Here is a 24,906-nt window from a genome sequence, read left to right as displayed (position 1 = left end):
GCACGGAACAGCACACCGACCGTCGGCAGGCCCTCCCGAACCGGCCAGAAGGGGACGCGGCGGGCACCGCGCCTCCACCCGAGCCCACCGGCCCACAGGACCCGAGGGCGTCCGGCTGAAGTGCGCCACGCGGGGACTGCGGCCCGGCTCCTGAGTGGAGCCACATGAGGACTCCCGGCCCAAGGCCGGGGGAGGGTCCGTGCACACCTCGCGCCTTGGTGTGGACGGACCCTCTCGTGGTGCATGGCAGCAGATGAGAGGCCGCCTGGTGTGGTCCCGTTGCAGGCGGTTAGGGTGTTCGGAAGGCGTCAGCGGCCCGCCCGAAGCAGGCGCCGCACGCCAGGTGTGCCGGGAAGTCTGGTCGGCGTCGAAGGGGCACATGCCCTCATGCCGATGCCCCGGAGGTCCGTCTGATGGCTGCTGCCCCACGCGAGCGTTCCACCTTCCTCGGCCTTCTGCCGTGGCCGGAGCGGGCGGCGGTGGCCCAGGCCCTGCGGACGGAGACAGTCGGCGGACTGGTCCTGCTGGCCGCGGCTGTGGTGGCGCTGGCGTGGGCGAACACTCCATGGAGCGGCACCTACGAGAAGATCCGCGACTTCCACTTCGGCATCGGCGCGCTCGGCCTCGACCTGTCGGTGCAGCACTGGACCGCCGACGGTCTGCTCAGCGTCTTCTTCCTCGTCGCGGGTATCGAGCTGAAACGCGAGCTGGTCGTGGGCTCGCTGCGGACGCCCGCCACGGCCGCGCTGCCGGTCGTCGCAGCGCTGTGCGGCATGCTGGTGCCGGCTGCCGTGTACGCGGCGACCGCTGAGGTCGGCGGAGGCAGCCTGGAGGGCTGGGCCGTGCCCATGGCCACCGACATCGCCTTCGCCCTCGCGGTCCTGGCCGTCCTCAGCACCCACCTGCCCTCCGCCCTCCGCGCCTTCCTGCTCACCCTCGCCGTCGTCGACGACCTCGGCGCGATCCTCGTCATCGCGGTCTTCTTCCCCAGTGATCTGAACTTCCCCGCCCTCGGCGGAGCCGTCGCCGGACTGGTCGTCTTCTACATACTCCAGCGGTACCGCGTGCGCGGCTGGTGGTGGTACGTACCGCTCGGCATCACCATCTGGGCCCTGATGTACAACGGAGGCATCCACGCCACCGTCGCCGGGGTGGCCATGGGCCTCATCCTGCGCACCACCCTCGACAAGGGTGAGGACGCCTCCCCCGCCGAGCGGACCTCCCATCTGCTGCACCCGGTCTCGGCAGGAGTCGCCGTACCCCTCTTCGCTCTCTTCGCCGCCGGCGTCGCGGTCTCCACCAGGTCACTGGGCGAGGTGTTCACCCAACCGGAGCCCCTCGGCGTGATGCTCGGCCTGGTCGCCGGAAAGACCCTTGGCATCTTCGCGGGCACCTACCTCGCCGCGCGCTTCACCCGGGCCCGCCTCAACCCCGACCTGGCATGGGCCGATGTGTTCGCCCTCGCGGTGCTCGCCGGGATCGGTTTCACCGTCGCCCTGCTGATCGGCGAACTCGCCTTCCCCGACCCGGCCGCAGCCGAGCGCATCAAGGCCGCTGTGCTGCTCGCCTCCCTGATCGCCGCGGCCGTTGCGGCGCTGCTGGTCAAGCGCCGCAACGGGATCTACCGCCGCTTGTGGGAGGAAGAGACGCTGGATGAGGACGCCGACGGGATCCCCGACATCTACCAGCGGAGCAGCCCCGGCCGCGGCAACGTCACGGGCGACGGCTGATGAGGACGGCCCCGGGAGCACGGGCTCTCGCCGACCCTCGCCCCTTCGTGACCACGGACAGCCGGATTCCGCCCTACGCCGAGGGCGCCGGAGTGCGTACCGGGTACCTGTCAGCGCAGTGCAAGGAACGTGTAGGGTCCCCACTGGTGTGCCGGGAAGCCTGGTCGGCGATGTGAGGACAAGTCTCTTCGTCGAGCGGGGGTTTCGGTCATGGTTCTTGTCGTGGTCTTCGGGGTGGCGCTGCTGATCGCGGTGCTGCTGTCGGGGCTCGCCGCCCGGACCGTCCTGTCCACCTCGTTCCTCTTCCTGGTCGGCGGGGCGCTCGTCAGTGACGGCTTCCTCGGGCTGATCCACATCACGCCGGACAGCGACATCGTGTCCGTCACGGCCGATCTGGCGCTGTTCGCGGTGCTGTTCACCGACGGCATGCACGTCTCCTTCCCCAAGCTGCGGGAGAACTGGCGCAATCCGGCCCGCGCGCTCGCGCTGGGCATGCCGCTGGCGTTCGTCGGCATGGCGCTGATCACGCACTACCTGGTGGGGCTGGACTGGACGACGTCCTTCCTGGTCGGCGCCGTCCTCGCGCCCACCGACCCGGTGTTCGCCTCGGCGATCGTCGGGCGCAAGGAAGTCCCGTCAAAGCTGCGGCAGTTGCTGAACGTGGAGAGCGGTATCAACGACGGGCTCGCTCTGCCGGTGGTCCTCATCCTCATCGCCGCGGCCGGTCCGACCTCCGGGCACGCCGAGGCGTCCCCGGGGAAGATCGCGCTGGAGCTGGTCCTCGGGCTCGTCTTCGGCCTCGTACTCCCCTTCGTGGTGATCGAACTCGTCCGGTTCCGCCTGCTGGGCGCCGAGCCCAAGCTGCAGCCGTTGCTGCCCCTGGCGATCGGCGTGATTCTGTACGCGACCTGCCACCTCACACACGCCAACCCCTACCTCGCCGCGTTTTCCGCGGGTGCGGTGCTCACCGCCCGCTCGCCGGAGGCGAAGAAGGCGTTCGAGCCGCTCGGGGAGGCGCTGGCGGAGCTGGCCAAGTTCGCGGCGCTGCTGGTCTTCGGCGCACTGCTGACACCGCAGCTCTTCGGCGACCTGTCCTTCGGCGGCTACGTCGCGGTGGTTCTGGCCATCCTGCTGGTCCGGCCGGCCTCCCTGCTCTTGTCGCTGCTCGGCACCCGCTTCACCCGTCGGGAGAAGCTGGTCGCGGCCTGGTTCGGGCCGAAGGGCTTCGCGTCGGTGGTGTACGGGCTGCTCGTGCTGCAGGCCGGGATCCCGCATGGCGGGACGGCGTTCACACTCATCGCCGTGTGCATCGCCTTCTCGATCATCGCGCACAGCTCGACCGACGTGCCGATCGCCCGCATGTTCCGCGTCGAGGACCTCGCCGGAATCCCCGCAGGACGCGAGGACACCGACGAGCACTCCAAGGAGACCCCCGCAGACGCACGCCCATGACCTCGCCGAGCCATGACCGACGCGTGCTCGTCCACGCCGACGCACCGGAGACGGTCCCTCGGGGTGCGTGAACACCTGCCGCCGTTGACTGGTCCACAACCGGGAGGACGGCCCGAACGCCCAGACGATGCTCGGCAAACCCCTCCGAGGTCTCCGGCGTCCCGCCGCGGTCTGCGTTGATCCATGTCGGTGATGTGAGACGCCACCGGACGAACTCCCCGGCAGTTTCCAGCCGTACATCAATGCCCCACGGGCTCGTACGCCGTCGGACTCGCTCCGGTGCCCAGCCCCGCAGCGAGGCGATGGCCAGGGGCAGTGCGCATGCCGACCAGCCGATCAGCCAGATCCAAAGGAACACAGCTCACACTCCCGTACGGGAAGCCCGCCCGGCGGCGGAAGAACGTGCACGGCCACCCCCGGTGCGGCGTCGTCCAGCAGGGCGCCGTCGCACACGAGCCCGGGCGGTGTCAGGACCGCCCGGGCTCGTACGTCAGCACAGGGGCGACGTCAGCCGGTGATGTCGACCTTCCCGTTGGCCTCGCTGGGCACCGTGGTCGTGGGCTGGGACGCGCCGGTCCGCTGGGTGATGCCCTTCAGCAACTCGGCAAGGTCGACCCCGGTGGTGGAGCTGAGCAGCTCGACCCCCTGGGCGACGTTGTCGGCGACCGTACGCGAGAGCTGGCTCGCCCCGTCCGTCGAGATCACCGTCATCTTGTCGATCGCGCTGAGCGGCTCGGATGCCTTGGCGACGACCTGCGGCAGCACCTCGACGACCATCTGGAGCACGGCCGCGTCCCCGTACTGGGCGAACGCGTCGGCCTTCTTCCGCATCGCCTCGGCCTCGGCGGAACCCTTCGCGCCGATCGCGGCCGCCTCCGCCTCACCCTCGATGCGTACGGCGTCGGCGAGCGCGGCGCGGTGCGCCTTCTCGCCCTCACCGGTCAGCCGGGACCGCTGCGCGTCCGCCTCGGCCTCCTTGACCTGCGCGACCCGGCGGGCCTCGGCCTCCTGCTCGGCCTGGTAACGGGCGGCATCGGCGGGCTTGCGGACCTTGGTGTCCAGCTCGCGGTCGGTCAGCGCGGCCTGCCGCTGGGCGACCTTCTCCTGCTCGGCCAGCACCTCCTGCGACCGGGCCGCCTCGGCCAGCGGGCCCGCCGCCGCGGCACGCGCCGCCGCCTCGTCCGTCTCGGCCTTGATCTCCGCCGTCTTCAGGGCGAGGGTCCGCTGGGCGATCGCGATCTCCTCCTCGGCCTTCAGGCGGGCCTGCTCGGCTGCGCGGCGGGCCACCGCCTCGGCGATGTCGGCCTCCTGCTTGGCGCGGGCGGCCTCGGGCCGGCCCAGGTCCTCCAGGTAGGAACCCTCGGTGGTGATGTCCTGGATCTGGAAGGCGTCGAGGACCAGGCCCTGCCCGGACAGACTCGCCTCGGCCTCCTCCGCGACCTGCCCGGCGAATGCGGCACGGTCCCGGATGATGTCCTCCACCGACATCCGGCCCACGATGGAGCGCAGCGCGCCGGAGAGCACCTCCTGGGTGAAGCCGACGATGCCGTCCTGCTGCATCAGGAACCGCTGGGCGGCCGCGCGGATCGAGTCCTCGGTACCGCCGACCTTGACGATGGCGACGCCTTCGAGATTGGCCTTGACGCCGCGCAGCGTGACCGCGCCGCGCACCGCGATCGGGATGTGCCGGCTGGACAGGTCGAGGGTGAACTTCTGCTGCACGAACGGCACGACGAAGACTCCGCCACCGACCACGACCTTCTGACCGCTGTTGTCGGTGAACACCCGGCCGGTCTCCGGGTCGGTGGACTGCTTGCCGCGCCGGCCGGTGATGATGAACGCCTCGCTCGGGCCGGCCACCTTGTAGCGGGTGATCACGACGAGCCCGAGCAGGACAAGGAGTACCACGACTCCTGACACGGCGATGACGACTGAACTCATGATGTCTTCCCCTCAGCCCTCCCAGGGGACGGCAGATCGATGTGGGTTCATGTGGAGGTAAGGGCGCCGGTGTGTCGGCGCCTGCTGTGAGCTGCTGTGAGGCGGGGTCAGCGTTCGACCGGGCGTACGGAGACCGCTGTCTGCGACAGCGACTCCTCCACCCAGACCTCCGCGCCTCGCGACACCGGCATCGGACTCTTCGCCGCGAGCTTCACCGGCTGTCCGGAGCGGTACACCAGCACTTCGCCGTAGCCGCCGGCCGGAATGGACGTCACCACGGAACCCGCGGCCCCGATCAGATCGTCGCCGCGCGGGGCGGCACCGGAACGGTCGTTCAGCAGCGCGCGGCTCAGGCGGTACGCGAGCCAGCCCGTGGCGGCCCCGGCAGGCACCCCGATCGCGGTGGCGCCGACCGCGCCGAGCCCGGTGGCGCCCATGGCGATCGCGCCGGAGAAGCCGAGCATGGACAGGAACCCGGCGATGACCGGAAGCGACAGCCACCCCTCGAAGAGGCCGTCCAGCGCGTCGACGCCGTCGAAGAGACCCTCAAGGACACCGTCGAAGAGGAGGGACAGGCCGAGGAGTACGACTCCTGCGATGCCGAGACCCAGGAACCAGGCCACCCGCACTCACCGCCTCTCCTCACTGTCCTTCCGGTAACCGCATGTTCACATGCGGCGCCCGACAAAACACTGCCAGGGTCCGGCAATCTTCACGCTCACTTGATGCCGTTCTCTGCACAGCTCGTTGTCGACGGTCTGGCGCTACCCGCCGGTGGGGTGGCGCAGGACCGGCGACCGGCCCGAGTACGGTGCCCACCGGGCGGGCCTCCACCGGGCCGCCGACGGCGAAGGGGCGCAGGAGCAGCGCCGCCGGCAGCCGACACGCACCCGCACGCGCCCGGCGGCGGGCCGTGGCCGCGCCGGGCCGGGCCGCTGCGGGAGCGGTGACGCGCGACGGGTGCGCGCCACCTCACTCCTCCTGCGGCTTCGAGGCCGGGCGAGCCGCGTGGCGACCAACGGGGTTGGCCATGAGGTGGCGTGGATCGGCGGCGCGGTTGATCGCCGTCTCCACGGCCGCGATCCGGTCGGCGAGCAGCCCGAGGGTGGCGACCGCGCGGGTGACGGGGTCGTCGTCCGGTCCGCCCAGGGTCCGGGTGCGGACGTACGCCGCCTTCAGTTCGGCCCAGCGCTGCGCTTGTTCGTCCGTCAGGGTGCCGCGCAGTTCCGCCAGTTTCAGCAGGTTCGCCTCGGTTCCGGTGGTGAGGGTCTGGGCCTCGGCCGTGTAGTGGTCGTCGATCAGCGCGGCCAGCTCTCTGCCGTTCATGACGGGCTGGACCCGCTGGGCGATCTTGTTCATATTGCGGTACGAGCCCTGGAGCTGGAAGGGCGGTTCGGCGCGGGTGGCGTCCGACCGGCCGGCGGAGGCGATGTAGGCGGCGTTCACGGCCAGCACCGTCTCACGGGCCGCGAGCAGGTGGCGCAGGACCGCCAGGATCCGCTCCAGCTCGGCCGGGGCGTAGGGGTGGGTCAGCCGGTCGGTGCGGGACGTCGGGTCACCCTCGGCCAGGCGGATCAGCAGGCCGAGGTCTGCGCGGTCGCGGCCGGCGAGCGGGGCCAGTACCGGGTTGGCGGTGAGCGCGTTCTCGATGAAGCTGAGTGCGAAGGCGTTCTCCTTGCCGGTCAGGACGTCGCCCAGGTTCCACACGTCGGCGCGGTTGGCGAGCATGTCGGGGACGCGGAAGCGGCTGCCGGACTCGGTGTAGGGGTTGCCGGCCATGCACACGGCGAAGCGCTTGCCGCGCAGGTCGTAGGTGCGCGGCTCGCCGTCCCGTACGCCCTCGATGCGGCGGGTGGCGTCGCACAGCGGGATGAACTTCTGCAGCAGTTCGGGCGAGGTGTGCTGGATGTCGTCCAGGTACAGCAGCGTGTTGTTGCCCGCCTCCAGCGCGAAGTTGATCTTCTCGACCTCGTGGCGGGCGGTCGCGTTCGGGGCCTGTGCCGGGTCGAGGGAGGTCACCGCATGGCCGAGCGCGGGTCCGTTGACCTTGACCAGGATCAGGCCGAGGCGGTCGGCGACGTACTCCATGAGCGTCGTCTTGCCGTAGCCGGGCGGGGAGATGAGCAGCAGGAGGCCGCCGGTGTCGGTGCGCTTGGCCTCGCCCGTGGTGCCCAGTTGCTTGGCGAGGCTGTCGCCGACCAGCGGCAGGTACACCTCGTCGATCAGCTTGCCGCGCACGAACGCGGACATCACCGCCGGCCGGTACTCCTCCAGGCGGAGGCGGGTGCGTTCGGCGGCCACCAGCGCCGCACGGCGCCGCTGGTAGGCGCGATGGGCGGGGACTTCCTGGGTGCGGAACTCCTCGGTGCGGGCGAGGAATTCGTCGACGCGGATCGTGAGACTTCCGCCCCTGATGCGCGGGTGGGTGCCCAGCAGCCCGTCGACGCGGCGGGTCAGTGCGGCGCCGGACTCGTAGCGGGGCAGGTCCGCGCAGAGCTCGGCGGCCACCGCCTCGGCCAGGTCGCCAGGGGTGATCTCCGTGCCGGTCGTGGTGGTGTACGACGTCAGCCAGGCCTCCACCAGCTGCCTGCGTGCGGCCGGGTCGGTGAGGGCGGTGAGGTCGTCGTCGTAGGCCGACGTGCCCACCGCGCGGCGGAACGTGCCGAGCAGGGTGCGGGTGCCGGCGCTGATGACGAAGCCGTCGGGGCCGCTCGTCAGTTCCTCGAAGAGGTAGGCGGCCGCCGCTCGTGCGCCGGTCGCCTCCGCCAGTTCGGCCACGAGGTCGTCGATGGCGGGCGCGAGCCCGAACGTGTCCCGGGCGCGTGCCAGCGAGACCGCCCGTCGGGTCCAGCTCTCGCGCTCCTCGGCCGTCGTGCCGTGCGCCCAGAAGAGATGGGCGGTGGCGCGTGCGGCGGGCTCGTGGCGGAGCAGGCCGGCGCCCTCGTGCAGCGGCAGAAGTGCGGCGAGGATCGCGGTCGCGTCGTGGTCGTGGACGCCGCGCTGATAGCCCTCGTCGTACGCCGCCTCCGCCGCCTGCCGGACGACGGCGGGCAGGTCGGCCTCCGCGAGCGCGGCCGGGCCGTGTTCGTCCAGGAGACGGGCGGCGAGGTGCTCGGCACGGTAGACCTCCGGCGATTCGGACGGCAGCGGACGGTCCCAGTGCAGTCGGGTGGCGGCGAAGTCTGGGTCCGTGACCGGCGAGCGGTAGTCGGTGCCGGTGAGTGTGAAGGCGAGGGTGTCGCCGTGCGGGACGAGGGTGAGGTCGAGGGGCTGGGTGTTGACGGCGAAGTGGTGGGTGCCCAGGCGAAGGGTGCGGCCGTCGTCGGTGTACAGGTCGGTGCGGTCGCGCAGGGCCCGCAGCGCCTCCTGGCGGGCGGCCTTGAGGCGGCCGTGCACTTCCTCCGCCCTGACCTGGTCGCCGAGTGCGCGCAGCTCGTCGGCGATGCGCCGGACTTTCGCGGGCATCGGATCGGAGGTGAAGTACACGGCGATCGCGTCCGCGTCGGCGAGTGTGCCGGTGCGGCGGGCGATCGTCCGCAGGACGCGCCTCGCCGAGTCGGCCAGGCGCTCGGCGCGGCGGGCGCGGGCGTCGGCGAGGGTCTGCTTGCGTGCGGAGAACGTCTCGTGGACCTCGTCGCGCTTGTCGGCCAGTTCGCCGAGGAAGTCGTCGAACTCGGCGAACCTCGACTCCAGGTTCTCCACCCGCACCAGCATGCGGGCGAGTTGCTCGTCGCACTCCTCGGGGCTGTCGGCAGCGGCGAGTGCGCCGATGACGGCCTGACCGAGCAGGGCGAACTCGGCGCCGAACTCGGCGCGCCCCTCTCGGTCCAGGAGTACGCGGCGGCTGCCGTCGAGCGTGGCGCGGGCGCGGTTGACTCCGCCGAGGACTTCGGCGATCCGCTCCAGGACGGCCGTACGGACGGTGGCGTCGCCGATGTCGAGGCCGGCGACGACCTCGGTCACCGTGCGCAGCCCGTCGGCCAGCTCGTCGAGGCGGGCGGCGACGGGCGCGGCTTCGGCGACGGTGGCGATCGCCTCGGCGTCGGCGGCGATCTGCTCGATGTCGGCCCGCTGGTCGGCGAAGGCGTCCTCGCGGGCGAGGTGGGTGACGGCCCGCCGCCCGAAGGCGGCGAGGTCGGCCTCGGCATCGGCGGCGAGTTCGTCGATGCGGGCGGTGTCGGCGTACCGCATGTCCTTGAGGGTGAGCAGGTGTCCCTGGGCGTGGCGCAGTTCGGTCAGGCCGGTCACCCAGGCGGCCGCGCTGCGCGGGGTCTCGCCGCGCAGGCGCCGAACGACCGCCGCCACCCGTGCGGCGGCTTCGGCCAGCGCGTCGGCGGCCCGGCGGGTGAGTGCCTGGACGGTCTCGAACTCGGCCAGCACTTGTTCGGCGGTCGTCCGTACCTGGGTGAGCGGCTCGTGCAGATCGCCGAGTTCGGGCTCGCTCAGCCAGTGGTGGGCATCGGTGGCCCGGACGCAGGCGGCGGACAGTGCCTGGTACACCTCGCTCGTCGGGGTGGTGTCGGTGACGGCGCGGGTGATGGACAGGCAGTCGGAGATGCCACGGACGAGGTCGGCGTTACCCACCCGGGCCATGGGGTCTGCCCTGCCCGAACCGAGTTCAGAGGTCGGGGAAGGGCCGGTGCCTGGCGGCTGGGTGGCGGCGTGGGTGTCGGAGACGTACGGGGAGTTCCACAGCTGGACGGGGTGAACGCGCTGCGGTTCGTCGGTGTCGACGCGCAGGAGCACCAGTGTGCCGTCGGCGAAGAGGGCCCAGCCGTGGCAGGACAGCGGGCTGGCGACCTCCTTGCGGATCATGTTGTACGGCAACAGCAGACTGCGGCCGTCCGCGCGCGCGTGGAAGGTGAAGAGGACGTCCTCGCCGTTGGGCGAGCGGACCATCCTCTCGAACTCCAGTCCCTCGGTGTCGAGCCCGTCGAACGTCTTGTACCCGCCGGTGGCCAGGCAGTATCCGCCGGGGAAGACGATGCCCTGGTCCTCGGGCAGCCGACGGCACGCCTGCCCTGTGCCGTCGAGACGGACGACGCTCTTGGTGAGCGTGTTGAAGACCAGACAGCGGTGGACGTCCTCCTTGTAGGGGAGGACGTCCACCAGGATGAGGGCGCCCACGCGCGCGTACGCGATGTCCGCGTCAGCGAGGGACTGCAGCGGCTCGGCGACCGGCTCGGCATAGATCCCCTCGCCCGTCTCGGTGTTGTTCTCGGTCTTGACGGTCAGGGTGCCGCCGACGGTCCCGACGAAGATCTCGCCCTCGATGGAGACATGGGGGTGGCGCCCGAGGACGTGGTGCTCGCGGGTCGCCGGCGTCCATGCGAAGTCGTGGGAGGGCGGGAAGACGTGGTCGCGTTCGCCACGCGCGTCCAGGAAGGACGCGCGGCCGTCGTCGGACAGCGCCCAGCGCAGCACGCGGATGTCGCCGGCCTTCTCCCCCGTCCGGAAGACGGCCAGCAACTTGTCGTCGACGCGGCGGAGTTGCAGGAGGTGAGCCTGCCGGTAGTAGCGGTGGAGGGCGGCGAACTCCCGGACCAGCGCCGGATCGTCGAGCAGGCCCGGCACGGCGTCCTCGGGCAGCCGGTTCAGGTCGCGGTCGTACAGCGCGAAGACGTCGCCCACCGTCGTCTCCGCCTTGAGTGCGAGGAAGACGTTGCGGCCGAAGAGCAGCGTGTCGCCGACGCAGACGATGTCGCGGGGCACGCAGGTGTGCTCGGTGCGCAGCCGCTCGGTGCTCGTCAGCTCCAGCCGGGTGGAGCCGAACTCCTCGATCCGCCGGGCGTTGAGCGCCGTGGCGCGGCGGGCGAGCTCGGCGGCCTGCGCGGTGAGCCGGTCGCGCAGCACCTCGTACGTGCCGGTGTCCAGACCGGTGGTCATGGGGTCCCTCTCGGAGGTCGGGGAAACGTGGTCCGGAGCTGCCGTCCCCTGTGCGGCAGCTCCGGACCACGGGCCGGGGTCGGGCCGTGGCGGTGGGCCGGGTCCTGGCATGCCCGTCAGGACCCGGCGACGGTCAGGCCCTGACGCTGCCGTTGACAGCGCTCAGCGAGGTGTCGGCGAGACCCAGCTCGCCGGCCTTGTCCAGGAGTTGCCGGAACTGTCCGGCGTTTGCACCGCCGTTCTTCATGAGCTGCATCAGCAGGGCGGAGACGGTCAGGTTCTGCACGTCGGCGGTGGAGACCGAGCCGAGGACGCGGCTGAGGTCGTCGGTGAAGACGGAGGTGCCGTCCAGCCAGGGCTTCGCGAGCGCCTGGGCTGTTTCGGAGTGCTGGACGAACCCGTCGACGCTCTTGCCGAGTGCGATCGAGGACACGAGCCGGTCGAAGAAGACCGAGTCCCCGCCGACGATGTCGATGTCGGCGTTCTCCAGCCCGGTGGCAAGTACCGTTGCCTGTGCCTCGGCGACCTGGCGCTGCACGTCCAGCCCGGCGAGGCGGATGTCCTTCTCGGCCTCCAGGCGCAGCCGGTACTCCTCGTGACCACGGGACGCGTCGTCCAGGGCGGCCATCGCGGCGGCCTTCTCGGTGAGACCGGCGGCCTCGGCCTTCAGCTTCCCGCTGATGCCCTCCGCCTCGGCCAGCGCCTTGGCCCGCGCCCCGTCCGCTTCGGCACGCAGCCGGGCCTGGGTCGCCTCCGCCTCCGCGCGGCCGGCCTTCTCGATGACCTCGGCCTCCTTCTCGCGCACCCGTACGGCCGCGAGGCCCTCGGCGGCGACCTCGGCCTGGACGCCCTCGGCGAGCCGGAGCTTGGCCTGTGCGTCGAGGTCGGCGCTCTTCAACCGGGCCTCCGCCAGAGTGACTTCCTCGGCGGCACGGTGGACAGCGGCCTGCTCGGCGGCTTCGGCTGCCTTGATGTCCTTGACCAGCTTCTCCTGCGCCTCGGCCTCGGCGGCGATGATCACGGCCTGCCGACCGCGATCCGCCTCCTCCACGGCCCGCAGCTTCTTGATGGCCTCCTCCTGCTCGGCGACCGTACGGTCCACGGCGACCCGCTCGCGGATGACCTCGGCGATCTCCCGCTTCTCCGCCTCGACCTCCTTGGACGCGGCGATCTGCGTCAGCTGGGTCTCCCGCTCCCGCGCGATGACCTCGAGCTGCCGGTCCTTCTCGATGCGCTCGTTCTCGATGGCGATGACCCGCTCGCGGTTCTTCGCGGCGACGGCGACCTCGCGGGCCTGGTTCTCGCGCTGGATGCCGAGCTGCTCCTCCGTCTTGAGGAAGGCGCCCTGGGAACGCAGCCGCTCCTCCTCCGTCACCCGAGCCGTCTCGGCTTCCTCACGGGCCCGTACGGTGTCGATCTCCCGGCGCTGCTTGATCTCGGCGTCGGCCTGGCGGCGCTCCAGCTCCAGGATGGCCTCGCGGGCGTCGACGTTCTGCCGGGTGATCTCCTTCTCCTCGGTGCGCCGGGCCTCGTTGGTGCGCACGTGCTCCACGGCCGTCAGCTCGGTGATCTTCCGGATGCCCTGGGCGTCGAGGACGTTGGCGGGGTCGAGCTGGGAGAGCGGCGTCTGCTCCAGGTAGTCGATCGCCGCGTCCTCCAGGTGGTAGCCGTTGAGGTCGATGCCGATCAACTCGATGATCTTGTAGCGGAGTTCCTCGCGCTTGGTGTACAGGTCGGTGAAGTCCAGCTGCTTGCCGACCGTCTTCAGCGCCTCGGAGAACTTCGCGTGGAACAGCTCCTGGAGCGTGTCCCGGTCGCTGGCCCGCGCGGTGCCGACGGCCTGGGCGACCTTGATGACGTCCTCGACGGTCTTGTTGACCTTCACGAAGAACGAGATGCGGATGTCCGCGCGGATGTTGTCCCGGCAGATCAGCCCGTCCTTGCCGGCCCGGGTGATCTCGATGGTCTTCACCGAGATGTCCATCACCTCGGCCCTGTGCAGCACCGGCAGCACGACCTGCCCGGTGAAGGTCACGTCGACCTTGCGCAGCTTGGAGACGATCAGCGCCTTGCCCTGCTCCACCTTGCGGAACAGCTGGGAGACGACAGTGACGGCAACGAGGCAGACGGCGACGAGCACGCCGATGCCCACGAGCATGGCAATCATGGCATACGTCCTTGAGGCGTAAGGGAGTTGAGCGTGAGGAAGAAGGCCGAAGGGGGTGGGATCCGGGGACGTCGGGGCTCAGGCGGCGCGGTCCCGCGGCCGGTCCACGGCGGCACGGTGGGCAAGCCCATGGGGATCGCGGCTCCCCGTACTTCGCAGCCCGATGCCGCCGTCCGTGCGAGCCTCGCTCAGCACGGACAGCGCGGGTTCGTCCGGGACGAGGCGGTGCGACGGCCGCACGATCAGCCAGGCCGTGGCCCAAGCGACCGGCAGAGCGGGCACGACCACGCGCGGCAACCCGGTGAAAGGCCCCGGGGACGCGAGAACGGCGCCCACGGCGGCCGGGAACCAGAAGCGGACGGCCACGACGAGCGCAGCGGTCAGCGGGAGCGTGGGCAGGCCCGTGGCCGCCACCGGGCAGGTCCGCATCTCTTGATCCCCCTCTCCGCACACGACGCGCATCAGTCGTCCCCGACGGCGCACGGTCGTTCCGGGCGCGGTGCCGGACACCTGCCGGTGTCCGGCACCGCAACCATCTGCCATGCCCCCCGCGAGCCATGCTGCACGACGCGACCCCGGCCGCGCATTGCCGGTTCCCGGCAGTGTTCACTAAGGTCTGCATGCCGGTGTCCGCTAGCGGATCCGTCACCGACGCGTCAAAAATCCGGGGGGACGACATGACAGAGCGGGAACATCCCGAGCAGTATCTGGACGGTTACGCCGAGATCCTGACCGAGGTGTCGGCCACGGGGCGACGCCTCACCCGGGACGAGATCGCGTCCCGCCGGGCCCTGGGCGAGCAGGCCGCCGAGGCCGGCCACGGGCTGCGCGCCCTCGTCAGCGCGCATCTGACCACTGCCCGCACGGCCTGGCCGGGACCGTCCGGCTCCGCCGACGACGCGCTTGCCGCCGTGCAGCAGGTCATCGACGCCTTCGCCGAGGGCTACGAACGCGCCCAGTTGGTCGCCGTGCGTCAGGAGGAGGCCGCCCGCCGGGAGTTCATCGACGACCTCCTCTACGGCCGCAGCGACCTGGGCCGCCTCGCCGAGCGCGCCGAGCGCTTCGGGCTGCGCCTGTCCCACGCGCACGCCGTCGCCGTCGCGCAGGGCGCCGCCGCCTACGACGAGGGCGCCCCGGTGCCCCGGCAGGTGGAACGGGCGCTCATCTCCCGTTTCGGCGACCGCAGTGTCCTGCTCACCACCAAGGACGGCCGACTGCTGTGTATCGCCCCCGGCCACCAGGACGAGGTACTCGCCTACTTCGCCAAACAGGCGCACGCCGCCACCGACGGCGGCCGGGTCGCCATCGGCCGACCCCAACCCGGCCCCGGCGGCGTCGTCCAGTCCTACGAGGAAGCACTGGGCGTCCTCGAACTCGCCGAGCGCCTCGGCCTGGACGACCCGGTCCTGCGCTCCGCGGACCTGCTGGTCTATCCCGTCCTCACCCGCGACCGCCAGGCCATGGCCGACCTCGTCGCCGGCACTCTGGGCCCGCTCACCAGGGCCCGCGGCGGCGCGCAGCCCCTGCTGGCCACTCTCACCGCCTACTTCGACTCCGGCTGCGTCGCCGCCGAGGCCGCCCGCCGCCTCTCCCTCAGCGTGCGCGCCCTGACGTACCGCCTGGAACGCATCCACCAACTCACCGGCGCCAACCCCGCCGACCCGGCCCACCGTTACATGCTCCAGACCGCGGTGATCGGCGCACGACTGCTGGACTGGCCGGCCGGGGACGTCTGACACCGCCCGCCGTCACCGGCCCGGGGTGATGGCCGGCGAGGCGGGAAGGGGCCGCACCGCTGTCAGGCGCGGGCGAGGTCGGCGGCGCCGAATGAGACGTCGAACCGGTCGCACCAGATGCTCACGCTGCGGAAACCCGACGGGTCCACGTCAGCGGGCAGGGCGTAGTTCTGGCTTCCCTTGTTGCCCTTCAGCTTGCCGAGGCTGACGTACTTCCCGTCGTCGAAGACATGCCACCCTGCCTTGCCCTGCAGCACCTGCGCGTCGGTCAGCCAGACACGCAGGTCCGGTCCGTTGCTCGTGTCGAGGTTCTCCAGCCGGACGACATGGGAGCCGTCAGCCAGCCGTACGAGCTTCACCGTGCCCGATGTCGTGTGCTCGTGGCTGATCAGCTCGCCTTGTGCCAGCACCCGCGGACCGGTGGCCGGGGAAGGTGGCGCGGAAGTCTCCTCCGAGGGCGCCGCGGGAGGAGGAGTGGACACTGCCGCGACCTCGGGCAGGGCTTCTTGGACGGTCTCGTCCTGCCACAGCTTCCAGGGCTGGAACCAGTACAGCCCGAAGCCGACCGCACCGACCGCCACCACCACCATCACGATGACCCACGGCCCGGTCATTGTCTTCCGCACGCGCCCCATCCTCGCTCGCCTCCTGTGAATTTCGTGTCGAGCTCCCATTCAACTGGAACGGGTGGCCTTTCCAGCCCCGCGGCCGATGACGGAATCCTTACGTCGCACCACCGGCCACGGGGTCGGGAGCGGGCGGCGTCCCGTCTCCTCGTCGAGCGCTCCTGCCGGGGGCCGGCGATATGCGGATGGGTCCGCGGAGCGGGAGATCTCCAAGCGGTGGGCACCGGCGGTCACAGAAGCGCGCGCCGGGCACGTCGCAGTGCGCCTCGAACGCCTGCCAGCGTCCACAGCAGGGCGGGCCCGATCGCGACCTGCCGGGTAAGGCTTCAACGCGGTGTTCGAAGGCCATACTTGCTCGTGGGAGCGCCATGGCGGGGTGGCGCGACATGAGAGAGGCAGCAATGTGGTGAGCAGCGACAGCCGTGGAGTCGGGAAGGCCGAGGTCCGGATCAAATGGGACCCGAGTCCCTGGGATCAGCCGCCCCATCATCTCGACATCATCGCCGCCACCTACTCGGCGGACGCCCCCTTCGGGCGCCCGGTGTACGTCGTCCACTTCGACAGCCGCGCACCGGACGGCACCATCAACATGAGCCGGCACAGCCAGACCGGGCAGGGCTTCGGCTACGTCGAAGCGATGACCCTGGAACTCGATCGCCTGGCCTCGTCCTTCGCGCGGGTGGTGGTGGGTGTGGCGATCCACCAGAACAGCGGCCCCAAAACCTTCGGTGACCTGGCGAACGCCGGAGTTCTGGTTGTCGAGGGGTACAGGGAGTTGCTGAAGGACGACTTCGCCCAGCTCTCCGGATACACCGCGGCGACGGTCGCGGAGTTCACCAGGGACGCCTCCGGAACGTGGGAGTTCCACGAGAATCTCCGCGGGTTCGACAGCGACCCCGTGGTCTTCAGCGCCGAGATGGGCGGCACCCCGCACCCCTGACCACGCAGCGGCCTCGCTGCACGATGACCAAGGGTGTGCCGCGGTCCGTCCTGCGCAAGGGCTTCGAGTTCGTACCGACCGCCGAGGAGATCACAATCGCGGACCAGGAAGTTGATCACCTCACCGATGAGGTGGGTGCCGCTTGTGCGCAGCGACACCACCACAACGTGCGAGTCCGCTGCCGCAGCCATCTCCGTCCCCGCTGTCCCCGTGCTCCGTCACGCGCCGACCGGCCCGCCCAGCCCGGTGCCGTAGTCACTGTTGGCACACCTGTTGCGCCGGATGAGCAGCGGCACCTGCACCAGGTTGGCGCCCAGCGGGGCCACGCCCTCCCGGGTGCGGTCGGCCTGCGCCTGCTCCCGACGTTCGCGCAGTAGTCGTCGTAGGCCGGCAGTCCGATCGCGCCGATGCCACCCGCGGCGGCGGGAGCGGCGGCCGCGGCAAGGGCGAGAAGGGCGGCGCGGGACGAAAGATTCACAGGGAGATGCCCTTGTCGTGTGACCTCATCAGCTCGCATGACAAGAACGTTGTTCCGCCGTTCGCGGTGACTCGATGTCACCCGATCCGGCTGCGTGCCGTGCTGCGCTCGCCTGCCGACGTCCTCAGCCCGACGAGCAGTTGACTCGCCTGCGTCGGTACCCGTGACTCACGGCGTCAGACGTGCGCCCCCTCGGTCCCCGGCACCACCTGTACCGAGAGCGTGGTGCTCGCACCGTCAGCCAGGACCCTGATCTGTACCGCGCCCGGGCTGTCGCCGGCGATGAGCGGTACATCCGTGGTGCCCACACCGTCTGACGCCGTGGTAACTCGGACGGGTGAACCGCCATGGAAGTCGGTCCCGGTTCCTTCCCGGTCATCCACGAAGAAGCTCACCATCCGGCCCCCCGCGGCTCCCCCGTCGGACCGGGCCATCACCGAGAGAGAAGAGAACTCCTGGCCCTGCTCGACTTGCTGCCCGTCGCCGGAGATCACCATCAGCTCATCCATCACACTGCGCCCCCTCCATCAGGATGCCGCGCACGCATATACGGCAGATGTCCACACACCCTGGGTCTCCACCGAGATGCCCGGCAAACCAGGAGCACTCCTCAAGCGCACCACGGCCGCCTTGAGGCAGAGAGGTGACGGTGGCGATGGACCGGCAGGACTGATCCACCAGTCTCTTGGTGGCAGGACGCTCGCGCGGGGTACCAGTCGGTTCGTGTTCTTCGACTCCTGGAACGACCTCGCCCGAGTTCTCGTCATGGCCGGGCTTGCCTACCTGATCCTCATCATCACGGTACGCGCGTCAGGCAAACGTACGCTCGCGAAAATGAACGCCTTCGACCTGGTGGTCACCGTCGCGCTGGGATCGACCCTGGCCACCATCCTGCTCAACCGGCAGGTGGCCCTCGGGGAAGGGGTGCTGGCCCTCGTCTCCCTTGTGGCCCTGCAGTTCATCACCGCATGGACATCGGTCCGTTCCCGAAACGTTCGACGGCTGGTGAAAGCCCGGCCGACACTCCTCTTGCACGACGGCCGCATGCTCCATGAGGCGATGCGGCAGCAACGGGTCGCGCCGGACGAGGTATGCCAGGCCGTCCGGGCCCAGGGAATCGGTGCACTGGAGCTGGTGCACGCGGTGGTGCTGGAGACGGACGGCAGCTTCAGCGTGATCCCGAGCTCGCAAGCGGGTTCCAAGAACGCCCTGGACAACGTGGTGTAGCGATCGTCTCCTCGCCCCGGACGCCACCCAGGCGCATCCTGCCCGGTGGCCGAGAAGGGCGACTCGGCCTCCGCTCCGGCCGGCCGCTCAGTCCTGGGCGAACGCCCGGCCCTGACGGGAGTTCAGCCGACGGGCAGGACCTGAGGGCCGAGGGGCGAGCAGGACGCGCCCACGGTGCTCACGGGCGGTACGGGAATCGCGGAGGAATGTAGCCGGTCCCCCAGAAGGGGGCGTAGCCGTAGTGACCGTAGACCCGGTCGGAGTATTCGCGCTGGTCGAGGAGCTCCGGACTGTACTCGGGCGCGTCGACGACGTCGTCCCGCGTACGGTCGATGCGGACCTCCTCCCCCGTCACGTCGGCCACGGCGTCGACCGGGATGTAGCTCTTCTTCTCGCCGATACCGAGGAAGCCGCCGTACTCCATGAGCAGGAAGCGGACCTTGCGCTCCTCCTCGTCGATGATCAGGTCGCTCACCTTGCCGAGTTCGTTGCCGGAGCGGTCGGTCACCTTCCGGCCTCGCACGTCCTCGTCGGCGGAAGCGATCGTCTGCTGCGAATCGGAGAGCCTGGTCAGCACAGGAATGTCACCGGAGTCCATAAAGCCTCCCTTGGATTTCACGTCGTGCCGGTGTGGCCGGGCGGTCTTGCCCGGGAAAGCCACTTGGCCCCAGTTCCCTCCCACAAGCGCCCCATGCCTGTACCCCCCAGGGTCTGCCGCGAGGAGGAGTGGCTGACGTCCCTCGCACGCTGTACGGGTCATTCAGCGAGGTGGCGTCCTTCTTCGCAAGGACACGGTCGCGGTCGCGGCACAGATCGCGGCTGCTCCATGGGTCAGGTGTCTCGGAGGCGGTCGAGGCGGGCGATGACCGGACCCGCGGTGACCCCGTGCAGCACCACTGAGGCCAGCACGGTGAAGGTCACCACTGCCCACAGCTCCCGCTCCGGGAGCGCGAAACCCTGGTGGCCCAGGGCGTAGGCAAGGTAGTACAACGAGCCGATCCCCCGGACACCGTACGCCGCGACGACCCGGCGTTCCCGGCTCCCCAGGGAGCTTCCCAGCAGGCCGGCCCACCCCGACAGCGGCCGGATCACCAGCAGCACCGCGCATCCGGTGATGGCGCCCCACCACGTCAGAGCGGACAGGCCGCCCAGTGCGATGAAGCCGCCCAGCAGGAACAGCACGGTCGCGGTCAGCAGGCGCTCCACCTGCTCCATGAAGTCGTGCAGGACGTTGTGGTAGCCGTGGGATCGCTCAGCGGACCGGATGGCGCACGCGGTGACGAACACCGCCAGGAAGCCGTAACCCCCGGCACGTTCCGTCACCCCGTAGGCCAGGAAGGTGGCGCCCAGCGCGACGAAGCCCTCCCGGTGCTGGGACAGCCGCAGCACCCTCGATGGTGTCCGGAAGAACAGCCAGCCGAGCAACCGCCCCATCAGCAGCCCGCCCAGCACACCGACAGCGCACTTGTACGCGAGGTCCTGCGCGGCCCACGGACCGATCCACTCGGCCGACCAGCCGCTGCCCGCGACGGTGGCCAGCCCCACGGCCGCGTACGTCAGCGGAAACGCGAGTCCGTCGTTCAGGCCCGCCTCACTGGTGAGAGCGAACCGCACCTCGTCCTCATCGTGTTCGTCATCCGTGGGCTCACCCACCCGCACTTCCGCGGCGAGCACCGGATCGGTCGGCGCCAGGACGGCCCCCAACAGCAGCGCGGCGGCCGGCGGCCAGTCCAGCAACCACCAGGCCACCAGCGCCGTGATCAGGAACGTCAGCGGCATGGTGACACCCAGCAAGCGCCAGGTCGCGCCCCAGCGGTGCCACCCTACGGGCCGGTTGAGCGCCAGTCCCGCACCCATCAACGAGATGATCACCACGACTTCGGTGACATGCTCGGCCACCACCCGGTCACGCACCGGATCGATCACGGGCAGGGGCAGGGGCAGCAGGTACACGCCGATGCCGCACAGCAGGAAGACCAGCGGCACCGACAGCGGCCGTCCGGACAGGACCCGGGGCAGCACGGCCGCGAGCAACGCTCCGACCCCCAGCCACGCGAAAACCGCGTCCGCGCTCGTCACGGTACGACCCGCCCTTCTCGCCGCCGTCGATCACCGGGTGTGTCCCGCCGGGCGTCCCGGCCTCTTACCCCACATCCCACAGGTCATGAACGACAACGAGCTCCTGGACCGGCCGTCCCGCCCGCTGCACCCCTCTGAGTGATGCGGCCGGCCTTCGATGGGTACTGGTCACGCATGAACGCGTGGTCGCCGGTACCGCCGGCGGACTACCTGCCGATCAAGGACCACGGCCTGATCGGCGACGGCCGGGCGTGCGCCTTGGTGGGCCGCGACGGCACCGTCGACTTCATGTGCGTGCCCCGCTTCGACGCTCCGCCCCTGTTCTGCTCACTGCTGGACCGCCACCGCGGCGGGTCCTTCCTGCTGGCGCCGGACGGGCTACGGCTCAGCCGTCAGCACTACGTGGAGGACACCGGCGTCCTCGTGACAGAGCTGAGGGCGGACACCGGCCTCGTCGAGGTCACTGACGCCTTCCTCCTCCAGCCAGGTGCGCGGCTCGAGGTGGACGCCCCCGTCGACACAGGGGAACTGCTCCGGCACGCGCGGGTCACCCAGGGCTCCGTCGAGCTGAGGGTGGAGCCGAGACCACGCGGCCGAACCCAGGTCGAGCGTCAGAGCGACGGTTGGCGACTGACCTGCCCCCAGCAGTCCACGAAGCTCCACCTGACCATGTCCCGGCCCTTGCCCGGTCCCGCGTGCACAGTGCGCCTGAGCCAGGGGGACGACCTCTGGATCCGCCTGCGCTGGAGCGGACCACGGGCTGCCGGCTCCGGACGATCGGCCTCCCGGTGCCTCGACGACACCGTACGGGCGTGGCGCCGGTGGTCGGCCTTCGTGGTGACCGACACTCCCCGCCCGGACCTGGTGCGCCGCTCGGCCATCACCCTCAAGCTTCTGGACTACGCCGGGAACGGCGCCATCGTCGCCGCGCCGACCTCCTCACTGCCCGAGCGCATCGGAGGCGACCGGAACTGGGACTACCGCTACGCGTGGATCCGCGACGCCGCCTACACCGTGTTCGCCCTGCGCCGGATCGGCCTTCCCGACGAAGCCGGAGGCTTTCTCCACTGGGCATTGACCGCCGCCGGGCCGGACGGGCGACTGCGCGTGCTCTACGACGTGGACGGCCGGCCTCCGCCGCCGGAGGTGATCGACGCGGAGCTGGAAGGCTACGCCCGCTCCGCACCCGTACGGTGGGGAAACGCCGCCGCGGAACAGGTCCAGCACGACGTCTACGGAGAGCTCCTCGACTGCGCCTTCCAGTGGGCGGCCACCGGCCGGCCTTTGAGCGCCGGATTGTGGCACCGCCTGTCCGCCCTGGCAGAGCAGGCCCGCAGCGCCTGGCGGACACCGGATCACGGAATCTGGGAAGTGCGTACCCGGGCGCGCCCCTTCACGTATTCCGCAGCGATGTGCCAGGTCGCCCTGGACCGGGCCGCACGCCTCGCCACCCGCCTGAACCTGCCGGGCAACGCCGCCACATGGGCCGCGGAGGCCCGTCGCCTCGCCGGGCGGATCGTCCACGACGCCTGGGACGAACGCACCCGCTCCTTCACCGAGCACCTCGGTGCGACAGGTGGGCTGGACGCCTCGCTCCTCGCCCTCCCGCTCCGACGCGTCCTTCCCGCCGATCATCCCCGCATGATCGCCACGACGCAGGCGATCACCGAACGCCTCGGCGCGGGCGACGGCCTGCTCTACCGCTACCTGCCGCAGGAGTCCCCCGACGGACTGGACCAACCGGAAGGAGCCTTCCTGTTGTGCTCCTTCTGGCTCGTGGACAATCTCGCGGGCCAGGGCCGCACGGACGACGCCGCGGAGCTGTTCGAGAAGCTGTGCTCCTGCGCCAGCCCTCTCGGCCTGCTCGCCGAGGAGATCGACCCCCGCGACCACTCCTTCCTCGGCAACTTCCCCCAGGCACTCAGCCACGTCGGGCTGCTGTCGAGCGCCGCCGTCCTCGCCCGCACGGAGCGCGGCATACGCCCGGAACTCTCCACGCACGCATGGTTTCGGTGACGCGGCACCGAACGGCACCCCTGGAGCGTCCTGAGCAGCCCGCGCTGGTGAGCGCGGAGCCGTGCCACGCGGTGCCCGTGCGCCGGCCGGGTGTGGGTGCGCCGGCACCAGGGAGACAGCCCCCGTTCCATGGCCCAGACTCGTAGGAAGACTGCCGATCGACGATGCCGGAGAGGTCGGAACCGTGCATGACGTGCCGCTGTGGATGTGGGTGGCGTTCGCCGTCACTGTGCTGGTGTCATTGGCGGTCGATCTTCTCGCGCACCGGCAGGAACACGTCATCGGTTTCCGCGAGGCCGCCGCTTGGAGCGGCGTCTGGGTGGGCTTGGCGATCGTCTTCGGTGGCGTGGTGTTCGCGGTCGTCGGCACCAGCGCCGGAGTCGAGTACACGACCGCGTGGCTTCTGGAGAAGAGCCTGTCGGTCGACAACCTCTTCGTCTTCGCCTTGATCTTCGGCTACTTCAAGGTGCCGCGCGCCTACCAGCACCGCGTGCTGTTTCTCGGTGTCCTCGGCGCCCTGGTCTTCCGCGGCATCTTCCTCGCCGCCGGGGTGGCGGTGGTCAGCCGCTTCACCGCCGTCCTGTTCGTCTTCGCCGCGATCCTCTTCTACAGCACGTACAAAATCCTCAATGAGGAGGACGACAGCTTCGACCCCGGCAAGAGCATCGCCGTGAAGCTGCTACGCAAGGTCGTCCCGGTACGGGACGAGTACGCGGGGACCCACTTCTTCGTCAAGGAGGCCGGGAAACGCGTCGCCACGCCGCTGCTCGCCGTCGTCGCCGCCATCGAGGCCGCCGACATCGTCTTCGCCGTCGACAGCGTGCCCGCCGTCCTGGCCGTCAGCAGTGACGCCTTCATCGTCTACACCAGCAACGCCTTCGCCATCCTGGGACTGCGCGCCCTGTACTTCATGCTCGCCGGGCTGCTCGACCGCTTCCACTACCTCAGCAAGGGCCTGGCACTCATCCTCGCCTTCATCGGGGTCAAGCTCATCCTGCAGGCGTCCCACAAAACGATCAGTACCGCGATTCCGGAGATCCCCTCACTGGTCAGCCTCGCCGTCATCGTCACGGTTCTGGCCGTTTCCGTCGGGCTGAGCATGGCCCGGCCCTTGCCGTCCAACCCCGTTGATGACCGACTGCGGACCGAAGCCGACGCCATGCCCGCCTCCGCTCCGGTCGAGGATGCCTCTCAGACAGCCGACCGGGATCCACCGGGCCGTCACCACCGTCCTGCCGAGCCACCCGACACCTGATGGTCAAAGCGCATACCAAGAATCGGTAAATATGCCGTAAAATGGAGCTATGCGGATAAGTGAGCAGAAAAAGGCAACCGCGTCGGCCGGGTATGTCTGCCGCTTGTGCAAAGAGCCCGTAGGCGCCGTTGTGAAACGACACAAGACCATGGGCGTCTTCGTCCCCGTCTGGACCCCGGAGCCGTGCCGCAACCCGCTGTGTCGCGGGTACGTGCCCGAGCAGGAGCCGAGCAACCGGGCAGGCAGGGACACCGGGTTTCAGCCGAGGGCCAGGAGGGACGACTGATCTCGGGACGGACGCCGCGCTGTAGAGGCCGCCGCGCGCACCCAAGGCGGTGAGACCGATGCTGCTGCCCATCGTGGTGGGAGTCGACGGATCGGAAAGCAGCTTGCGCGCAATCGACTGGGCCGCGGACGAAGCGGCCCTGCACGGCTTGCCACTGCGCCTCGTGCACGCCTGCCTGTGGGAGCGCTATGAAGGGCCCGCCTTCACGGAGTCCGCAGGGGTTGCTTCCGAACGCTTGCTCGCGCGGGCCGTCGTCGACCGCGCCACCGAGCAGGCCCGGCAAGGTCACCCGGAAGTGCGGATCGATGTCGACATCGTTCCCGAGGACGCCGAAGCCGCCTTGTTGCGGGAGGCCCGACGCGCCACCGCCGTGGTGACAGGCTGCCGGGGAAGAGGGCCGATCACGGGTGCGCTGCTGGGCTCGGTCAGCCGTTCCCTGGCGACGCGCGCCCCCTGCACGGTCGTCGTCGTGCGCGCCCTCCAGGAGAACCGACAAGCAGCCAACGGATCCATCGTGGTCGGCGTGGACGACCACGCAAGCAGCACCGAGGCGATCCGCTTCGCCTTCCGCGAGGCCCGGGCGCGGCGCTCCGTCCTGGACGCCGTACGCGCCTGGCGTCGCCCCGCCCACAGGGCCCCGGCGCATCCACTGCTCGTCGGGAACCCCGCGCACGAACACGAGGATGAGGCGGCGGACCTGCTCGACCGCTCTCTGCGCGATGCGGAGCGCGAGCATCCCGACGTGCCGGTGCGCCGTGTCATCACCGAGGGCCCCGCCCACCACGTGCTGCTCACCCACTCGGCCACGGCCGACCTCCTCGTCCTCGGCGCCCCTCGACGGCACGGGCCCCTCGGGCTGCCCCTCGGGAGCGTGGCACACGCAGCGCTCCATCACGCCGACTGCCCGGTCGCGGTGGTACCCGAACGCTGAGCCGCGACCTCAAGAACGTCTCCGCTCCCACCTCGGCACCGGAAGCGGTACGCCGTCGTCGATCCGGCGCCCCGCACTGGAGAGGGGTGACGCCCGCGCCCGGCCCCCTCGACTCCGCAAGACAAGGGTCGGGGCGCCGGTCTGTCTGCACGCGCG

Annotated in this window: 17 protein-coding genes; 8 read left to right on the top strand and 9 right to left on the bottom strand. The window is 70.5% G+C overall.

What is annotated here, in order from left to right:
* Positions 1-413: 413 nt before the first annotated feature.
* Together nhaA and ABTX62_RS06255 are read left to right on the top strand one after the other, a co-directional pair.
* On the top strand, positions 414-1,730 hold the full coding sequence (gene nhaA, locus ABTX62_RS06260) for a Na+/H+ antiporter NhaA (RefSeq protein WP_352115079.1): 1,317 nt from the start codon (positions 414-416) through the stop codon (positions 1,728-1,730).
* Between the two features lie 210 nt (positions 1,731-1,940).
* Positions 1,941-3,182: a cation:proton antiporter gene (locus ABTX62_RS06255; protein ID WP_352115078.1), complete on the top strand. Its 1,242-nt coding sequence runs from the start codon at positions 1,941-1,943 to the stop codon at positions 3,180-3,182.
* Positions 3,183-3,689: 507 nt separating this feature from the next.
* Here ABTX62_RS06255 and ABTX62_RS06250 read toward each other — a convergent pair.
* The 5 genes from ABTX62_RS06250 to ABTX62_RS06230 all read right to left on the bottom strand — a co-directional run bounded on the left by ABTX62_RS06250 (position 3,690) and on the right by ABTX62_RS06230 (position 13,605).
* The gene (locus ABTX62_RS06250; protein WP_352115077.1) at positions 3,690-5,123 is read right to left on the bottom strand and encodes a flotillin family protein; all 1,434 of its coding nucleotides are present in this window, start codon (positions 5,121-5,123) and stop codon (positions 3,690-3,692) included.
* A gap of 107 nt (positions 5,124-5,230) precedes the next feature.
* Entirely contained in the window at positions 5,231-5,746 is a 516-nt protein-coding gene (locus ABTX62_RS06245) for an NfeD C-terminal domain-containing protein (RefSeq protein WP_352115236.1), read from the bottom strand.
* Positions 5,747-6,095: 349 nt separating this feature from the next.
* Positions 6,096-11,009 carry a DNA repair ATPase gene (locus ABTX62_RS06240; RefSeq protein ID WP_352115076.1) on the bottom strand — a complete coding sequence of 1,638 codons (4,914 nt, stop codon included), beginning with the start codon at positions 11,007-11,009 and terminating at the stop codon, positions 6,096-6,098.
* A 133-nt stretch (positions 11,010-11,142) separates the two neighbouring features.
* Positions 11,143-13,176 (bottom strand): flotillin family protein, encoded by a 2,034-nt coding sequence (locus ABTX62_RS06235; protein WP_352115075.1) that lies wholly within the window; start codon positions 13,174-13,176, stop codon positions 11,143-11,145.
* A gap of 78 nt (positions 13,177-13,254) precedes the next feature.
* Positions 13,255-13,605, bottom strand: coding sequence for a hypothetical protein (locus ABTX62_RS06230; protein ID WP_352115074.1), 351 nt, complete (start codon positions 13,603-13,605; stop codon positions 13,255-13,257).
* A 248-nt stretch (positions 13,606-13,853) separates the two neighbouring features.
* Here ABTX62_RS06230 and ABTX62_RS06225 point away from each other — a divergent pair, with 248 nt between their 5' ends.
* Positions 13,854-14,912 (top strand): PucR family transcriptional regulator, encoded by a 1,059-nt coding sequence (locus ABTX62_RS06225; RefSeq protein WP_352115073.1) that lies wholly within the window; start codon positions 13,854-13,856, stop codon positions 14,910-14,912.
* A 62-nt stretch (positions 14,913-14,974) separates the two neighbouring features.
* Here the strand turns inward: ABTX62_RS06225 and ABTX62_RS06220 are convergent, their stop codons facing one another.
* Positions 14,975-15,547: a DM13 domain-containing protein gene (locus ABTX62_RS06220; RefSeq protein ID WP_352115072.1), complete on the bottom strand. Its 573-nt coding sequence runs from the start codon at positions 15,545-15,547 to the stop codon at positions 14,975-14,977.
* A gap of 397 nt (positions 15,548-15,944) precedes the next feature.
* Here ABTX62_RS06220 and ABTX62_RS06215 point away from each other — a divergent pair, with 397 nt between their 5' ends.
* Positions 15,945-16,478 carry a TerD family protein gene (locus tag ABTX62_RS06215; RefSeq protein WP_502997910.1) on the top strand — a complete coding sequence of 178 codons (534 nt, stop codon included), beginning with the start codon at positions 15,945-15,947 and terminating at the stop codon, positions 16,476-16,478.
* Positions 16,479-17,132: 654 nt separating this feature from the next.
* Here the strand turns inward: ABTX62_RS06215 and ABTX62_RS06210 are convergent.
* Positions 17,133-17,465, bottom strand: coding sequence for a hypothetical protein (locus ABTX62_RS06210; protein WP_352115070.1), 333 nt, complete (start codon positions 17,463-17,465; stop codon positions 17,133-17,135).
* A gap of 214 nt (positions 17,466-17,679) precedes the next feature.
* Here ABTX62_RS06210 and ABTX62_RS06205 point away from each other — a divergent pair, with 214 nt between their 5' ends.
* The gene (locus tag ABTX62_RS06205) at positions 17,680-18,183 is read left to right on the top strand and encodes a DUF421 domain-containing protein (RefSeq protein ID WP_352115069.1); all 504 of its coding nucleotides are present in this window, start codon (positions 17,680-17,682) and stop codon (positions 18,181-18,183) included.
* A 178-nt stretch (positions 18,184-18,361) separates the two neighbouring features.
* Here the strand turns inward: ABTX62_RS06205 and ABTX62_RS06200 are convergent, their stop codons facing one another.
* Positions 18,362-18,781, bottom strand: coding sequence for a PRC-barrel domain-containing protein (locus tag ABTX62_RS06200; protein WP_352115068.1), 420 nt, complete (start codon positions 18,779-18,781; stop codon positions 18,362-18,364).
* Between the two features lie 233 nt (positions 18,782-19,014).
* Positions 19,015-20,262 carry a cation:proton antiporter gene (locus tag ABTX62_RS06195; protein ID WP_352115067.1) on the bottom strand — a complete coding sequence of 416 codons (1,248 nt, stop codon included), beginning with the start codon at positions 20,260-20,262 and terminating at the stop codon, positions 19,015-19,017.
* 174 nt (positions 20,263-20,436) lie between these two features.
* Between ABTX62_RS06195 and ABTX62_RS06190 the strand changes: the two genes are divergently transcribed.
* The 3 genes from ABTX62_RS06190 to ABTX62_RS06180 all read left to right on the top strand — a co-directional run bounded on the left by ABTX62_RS06190 (position 20,437) and on the right by ABTX62_RS06180 (position 24,750).
* The gene (locus tag ABTX62_RS06190) at positions 20,437-22,278 is read left to right on the top strand and encodes a glycoside hydrolase family 15 protein (protein WP_352115066.1); all 1,842 of its coding nucleotides are present in this window, start codon (positions 20,437-20,439) and stop codon (positions 22,276-22,278) included.
* A gap of 184 nt (positions 22,279-22,462) precedes the next feature.
* Complete coding sequence (locus tag ABTX62_RS06185) at positions 22,463-23,533, top strand: TerC family protein (protein ID WP_352115065.1); 1,071 nt, start codon at positions 22,463-22,465, stop codon at positions 23,531-23,533.
* A 344-nt stretch (positions 23,534-23,877) separates the two neighbouring features.
* Entirely contained in the window at positions 23,878-24,750 is an 873-nt protein-coding gene (locus ABTX62_RS06180) for a universal stress protein (RefSeq protein ID WP_352115064.1), read from the top strand.
* The last annotated feature ends 156 nt before the right edge of the window (positions 24,751-24,906 follow it).

The sequence above is a fragment of the Streptomyces sp. NPDC096046 genome, assembly GCF_040303285.1.
Classification (GTDB): Bacteria; Actinomycetota; Actinomycetes; order Streptomycetales; family Streptomycetaceae; genus Streptomyces.
Note: the sequence above shows the minus strand (reverse complement) of the source record. Positions and strands in the feature narration are given on the sequence as shown.

Excerpts from the sequence above, each read along its gene's own strand:
- ABTX62_RS06220 (WP_352115072.1), bottom strand. The coding sequence starts at position 15,547 with ATGGGGCGCGTGCGGAAGACAATGACCGGGCCGTGGGTCATCGTGATG.
- ABTX62_RS06200 (WP_352115068.1), bottom strand. The coding sequence starts at position 18,781 with ATGGACTCCGGTGACATTCCTGTGCTGACCAGGCTCTCCGATTCGCAG.
- ABTX62_RS06255 (WP_352115078.1), top strand. The coding sequence starts at position 1,941 with ATGGTTCTTGTCGTGGTCTTCGGGGTGGCGCTGCTGATCGCGGTGCTG.
- ABTX62_RS06225 (WP_352115073.1), top strand. The coding sequence starts at position 13,854 with ATGACAGAGCGGGAACATCCCGAGCAGTATCTGGACGGTTACGCCGAG.
- ABTX62_RS06250 (WP_352115077.1), bottom strand. The coding sequence starts at position 5,123 with ATGAGTTCAGTCGTCATCGCCGTGTCAGGAGTCGTGGTACTCCTTGTC.
- nhaA (WP_352115079.1), top strand. The coding sequence starts at position 414 with ATGGCTGCTGCCCCACGCGAGCGTTCCACCTTCCTCGGCCTTCTGCCG.
- ABTX62_RS06180 (WP_352115064.1), top strand. The coding sequence starts at position 23,878 with ATGCTGCTGCCCATCGTGGTGGGAGTCGACGGATCGGAAAGCAGCTTG.
- ABTX62_RS06235 (WP_352115075.1), bottom strand. The coding sequence starts at position 13,176 with ATGATTGCCATGCTCGTGGGCATCGGCGTGCTCGTCGCCGTCTGCCTC.
- ABTX62_RS06230 (WP_352115074.1), bottom strand. The coding sequence starts at position 13,605 with ATGCGGACCTGCCCGGTGGCGGCCACGGGCCTGCCCACGCTCCCGCTG.
- ABTX62_RS06210 (WP_352115070.1), bottom strand. The coding sequence starts at position 17,465 with ATGGATGAGCTGATGGTGATCTCCGGCGACGGGCAGCAAGTCGAGCAG.
- ABTX62_RS06190 (WP_352115066.1), top strand. The coding sequence starts at position 20,437 with ATGAACGCGTGGTCGCCGGTACCGCCGGCGGACTACCTGCCGATCAAG.
- ABTX62_RS06240 (WP_352115076.1), bottom strand. The coding sequence starts at position 11,009 with ATGACCACCGGTCTGGACACCGGCACGTACGAGGTGCTGCGCGACCGG.